Source organism: Caulobacter sp. AP07 (assembly GCF_000281955.1).
Classification (GTDB): Bacteria; Pseudomonadota; Alphaproteobacteria; order Caulobacterales; family Caulobacteraceae; genus Caulobacter.
Genome location: NZ_AKKF01000057.1, coordinates 1 through 4,191, shown reverse-complemented (window position 1 = coordinate 4,191; position 4,191 = coordinate 1). Strand labels below are relative to the sequence as shown.

Annotated in this window: 4 protein-coding genes and 1 pseudogene; 4 read left to right on the top strand and 1 reads right to left on the bottom strand. The window is 69.7% G+C overall.

All coding sequences use genetic code 11. The annotated features are described in order from the left end of the window. The first annotated feature begins 138 nt into the window (after positions 1–138). From PMI01_RS04520 to PMI01_RS04510, 4 genes and pseudogenes are all read left to right on the top strand, one after another. A complete protein-coding gene (locus PMI01_RS04520; RefSeq protein ID WP_007663686.1) occupies positions 139–789 on the top strand; it encodes a LemA family protein in 651 nt (216 codons plus the stop codon). 99 nt (positions 790–888) lie between these two features. Then, positions 889–963, top strand: a pseudogene (locus PMI01_RS27725) (hypothetical protein); the annotation flags it as partial. Continuing rightward, positions 956–1,771: a TPM domain-containing protein gene (locus PMI01_RS04515; protein WP_007663683.1), complete on the top strand. Its 816-nt coding sequence runs from the start codon at positions 956–958 to the stop codon at positions 1,769–1,771. The pseudogene PMI01_RS27725 and the gene PMI01_RS04515, both read left to right, overlap by 8 nt. Next, the gene (locus PMI01_RS04510; RefSeq protein ID WP_007663680.1) at positions 1,771–2,466 is read left to right on the top strand and encodes a TPM domain-containing protein; all 696 of its coding nucleotides are present in this window, start codon (positions 1,771–1,773) and stop codon (positions 2,464–2,466) included. The genes PMI01_RS04515 and PMI01_RS04510 overlap by 1 nt, the downstream gene beginning before the upstream one ends. A gap of 53 nt (positions 2,467–2,519) precedes the next feature. Here the strand turns inward: PMI01_RS04510 and PMI01_RS04505 are convergent. Beyond that, positions 2,520–4,191, bottom strand: a 1,672-nt coding sequence (locus PMI01_RS04505; protein ID WP_007663679.1) for a TonB-dependent receptor, incomplete at its 5' end; no start/stop codon positions are given.

Below are 4,191 nucleotides of genomic sequence, written 5' to 3'. Positions count from 1 at the left end.
AGGCCCGGGATGACGACCGGAAATGGGCGCGCTTCATAGGTGATTATCCCCATTTGCATCCGCGCCGACCTCGTCCTTAAAGTGTGCGCCGACCGATCGGCGTTATCGCCGAATCCAAACAGGCTCGAAGGGACTTCCATGCGGATGCTCAAAACGATCGCCCGTCTCGCCCCCGTCGTCGCGCTCGCCGCCCTGCTGGCCGGCTGCGGCGTCAACACCATCCCCACCCAGGACGAGGCGACCAAGACCGCCTGGGCCGAGGTGCAGAACCAGTACCAGCGCCGCGCCGACCTGATCCCCAACCTGGTCAATACGGTGAAGGGCTACGCCGCCCAGGAGAAGGGCGTGCTCGTCGCCGTCACCGAAGCCCGGGCCAGCGCCACCCAGGTCAAGGTCGACGCCTCGACCATCAGCGACCCGGCCCAGTTCCAGCAGTACGCCGCCGCCCAGGACAAGCTGTCGGGCGTGCTGGGCCGGCTGATGATGATCCAGGAGAGCTATCCCGACCTGAAGTCGAACCAGAACTTCCTGGCCCTGCAGAGCCAGCTGGAAGGCACCGAGAACCGCATCTCCATCGCCCGGCGCGACTACAACCAGACCGCCCAGGTCTACAACACCACCCTGCGCACCTTCCCCAGCATCATCTGGGCCAAGACGCTGTACGGCAGCCAGAAGCCGGCCCAGCTGTTCCAGGCCACGGCCGCCGCCCAGTCGGCGCCCAGCGTCGACTTCAGCGCCCCGCCGGCCCCGACCGTGAACACCGCGCCCCAGCCGACTCCGGCCCAGTAGGTTGGGCGCGTCCTCTCTTCTCCTCCCCCGTGAAACGGGGGAGGTGGCGCGGCGCCACCGGCGCCGTGACGGAGGGGGCGTCCCCACCGCTTCCGCCAGACGCCCCCTCCGTCACGACGCGTATTCGCATCGCGCCACCTCCCCCGCTTCGCGGGTGAGGCGTTGGGTGGTCGCCCTGCTGGCGCTGGCAGCGCTCGCTTTGCTCGCCGGACAGGCCCTCGCCGCCCCGACCTTTCCGCCGCTGACCGGCCGGGTGGTCGATAACGCCAACGTCCTGTCGCCCCAGGTCGAGACCGACCTGACCGCCAAGCTGGCCAGCCTCGAACAGACCACCGGCCGGCAACTGGTGGTCGTCACCTTGCCCAGCCTGCAGGGCTACGAGATCGAGGACTACGGCTACCAGCTGGGCCGCGCCTGGGGCATCGGCGAGAAGGGCAAGAACAGCGGCGTCATCCTCCTGGTCGCCCCGACCGAGCGCAAGGTGCGCCTCGAGGTCGGCTACGGCCTGGAGCCCATCCTCACCGACGCCCTGTCCAGCGTCATCATCCAGACCGCCGTGCTGCCGAAGTTCAAGGCCGGCGACCTGGAGGGCGGGATCGTCGCCGGGACCGACGCCGTCATCCAGCAACTGGCCCTGCCCGACGACCAGGCCAAGGCCAAGGCCCAGCAGGCCTTCGACGTCCCGGCCAGCGCCCGTGACGACAGCGGCGGCTCGCCGTTCCCGGTGGTCATCGTGCTGATCGTCGGGGTGCTGATCGTCATGGCCCTGTTCAGCCGGCCGGCCCGGCGCAGCGGCCTGACCGGCGCCCTGCCCTGGATCATCCTCAACGCCCTGCTCAGCGGTGGCGGCGGTGGTCGAGGCGGCGGGGGCGGAGGCTGGGGCGGCGGAAGCGGCGGCGGCGGCGGCGGGTTCTCCGGCGGCGGCGGGTTCTCCGGCGGCGGCGGCTCGTTCGGCGGCGGCGGATCCTCGGGGAGTTGGTGATGCAGACCCTTTCACAGGCCGACCGGGACCGCATCGCCCAGGCGGTGGCCGACGCCGAGAAGACCACGGCCGGCGAGATCTATTGCGTGCTGGCCCCGGAGGTCGGCGACGACCGCCACCTGCCGCTGGTCTGGGCGTTCGGCGCGGCCCTGCTGCTGCCCGCCCTGGCCCTGCTGGCCGGCTTCCGGCCCGAGATGCTGACCCGACTGTTCGGCGGCTGGAGCGTCGGCCACGCCGCCGCCCATGACGGGGCGATCCTGTCGGCCCTGCTGACCTATGTCGGCCTGCAGGCGGCGACCTTCGTGGTCGTGGCCCTGCTGGTGGCGATCCCCGCCGTGCGCCGGTCCCTGGTCCCCGCCCCGCTGAAGAAGGCCCGGGTGCGCCAGGCGGCTCTGGACTATTTCCTGGCCAAGGACCTGCACCTGACCCGCGACCGCACCGGCGTGCTGATCTTCGCCGCCCTGGCCGAGCACCGCGTCGAGGTGATCGCCGACGACGGCATCTACGCCGCCGCGCCCAACACGGTGTGGGACGAGGTGGTCGCCGACCTGACGGCCGGCCTCAAACGCGGGGCGATCGCCGACGGCTTCGTGGCCGCCGTGGCCCGAACCGGCGCCATCCTCGCCGCCCACGTGCCGCCCCGCCCCGGCGACGCCAACGAACTGCCCGATGGGCTGACGGTGCTGCCGCGCTGAGGGATATAGGATCGGGGACAGGCGCATGCGCCTGTCCCCGGCCAAGTGCCCCCCTAGAACGTCTTGCGCACCGTCATGCCGACCACGCGCGGCTGGCCGACCGAGTAGCCGAGGCGGGCCCGGCCGCCGCGTTCGCGGTCGAACGACAGCAGCGGGTTCTCGTCGAAGATGTTGTTGACGTAGGCGATCACGTCGACCCCGTTGTCCAGGTTCAGGCCGGCGCTGAGATTGACCAGCTCGTAGCTGGGCAGCTGCAGATTGACGACCGTGGGGTTGGTCCCGGACGCGCCGCCGAACGGCAGGCCGGAGACGAAGGAGCGCGGATTGTTCTCCTGGTCGCTGGCCTGGGTGAAGCGGTTGCCGACATGCTGGAACGACACGTTGACATAGCCCTCCATCGTGTCGGTGAGCCGGTGGGTGTAGGTGGCGTTGAGCGACACCTGGAACTTGGGCACCGACGGCAGGCGGTTGCCCTCGCGGATGCCGCCGATCACCGCGCCGGTCCCGTCCCGCACCGTGGAATCGAACTCGGCCTCGACCAGGCTGCCCGACAGGCCGACCTGGAAACCCGAAGCGGGCCGCGCGGAGATTTCGAGCTCGACGCCCTTGGTGTGGGCCTTGGGCACGTTGAACACCACGCGCGAGGAGCACGAGCCGGCGTCCAGCGTCGTCTGCAGGTTCTTGATGTCGGTGTAGAAGACGGCGCCGTTGATGGTGACGCCGCCGAACCGCGACTTCACGCCCCCTTCGTAGTTCCACAGGGTCTCGTCGTTATAGGATTGGAACCCGCCGAAGATCGCCGCGTCCTGCGGCGAGCAGAGGGGCAGGTTCAGCGGGTCGTTGACGCCGCCCAGCCGGAAGCCCTTGGATGCCTGGGCGTTGAAGGTCACGGTGTCGGTTGCTTCGTAGCTCAACAGCACGCGGGGCGTGAAGCCGTCCGAGGCGGTCTTGTCGACCTGGTCGTCGCCGTTGGCGAACAGGCCGCCCGAGGTGAAGCGGCGGTTTTCCTTGAAGTCGTAATAGCGGCCGCCGACCGTCGCCGTCAGGCGGTCGAGCTTGTAGCTGGCCTCGCCGAACAGGGCCTTCTGCTTGATGTTGTAGGGCAGGGAGGCGTTGTAGGGCGAGTTGGGCGGGAAGCCGTTGGCCACCGCCGCCGAGGTGCCGGCCCCGAGCGTGGCGTCGGTATAGGCGTCGTAGCCCGGCGTCGGCAGCCGCTGATTATAGACCCGGTCGACCTTGGAATAGAAGCCGCCGAACACCCACTGGAACGGGCCGTCGCCGGCCGAGCTCAGGCGCAGTTCCTGCGAGAACTGCTCCAGGTCGGTGGTGTCCACCAGCTTGGACGGCAGCATCACGGCGGCGGCGGGGAACCCCAGGTCCACCGAGACGCTGCCGGTCAGCGCGCTGGCGTCGCGGTCGAGCGCGATCTTGCGGTCGATGTAGCTGGTGACCGAGGTCAGGTCGACCGAGCCCAGGCCGACCGAGGCGGTGAGGTCCCCCAGGAAGGTCTTGTCCTTGAAGCTCTCGTCGAGCAGCAGGTACTGCTCGCGCTCGCCCAGGGTGATCGCCGGGCGGGTGGTGGTGTAGGGGTTGGCGAACAGGTTGAAGACCTCCTGGCGGTTGAAGCCGCCGGCCTTGATCTCCTGGTAGACGACCCGCGGCGTGATGCTGATGTCCTCCGTCGGCTTGAACAGCAGCGACAGGCGTCCGCCGCTGCGGCTGGCG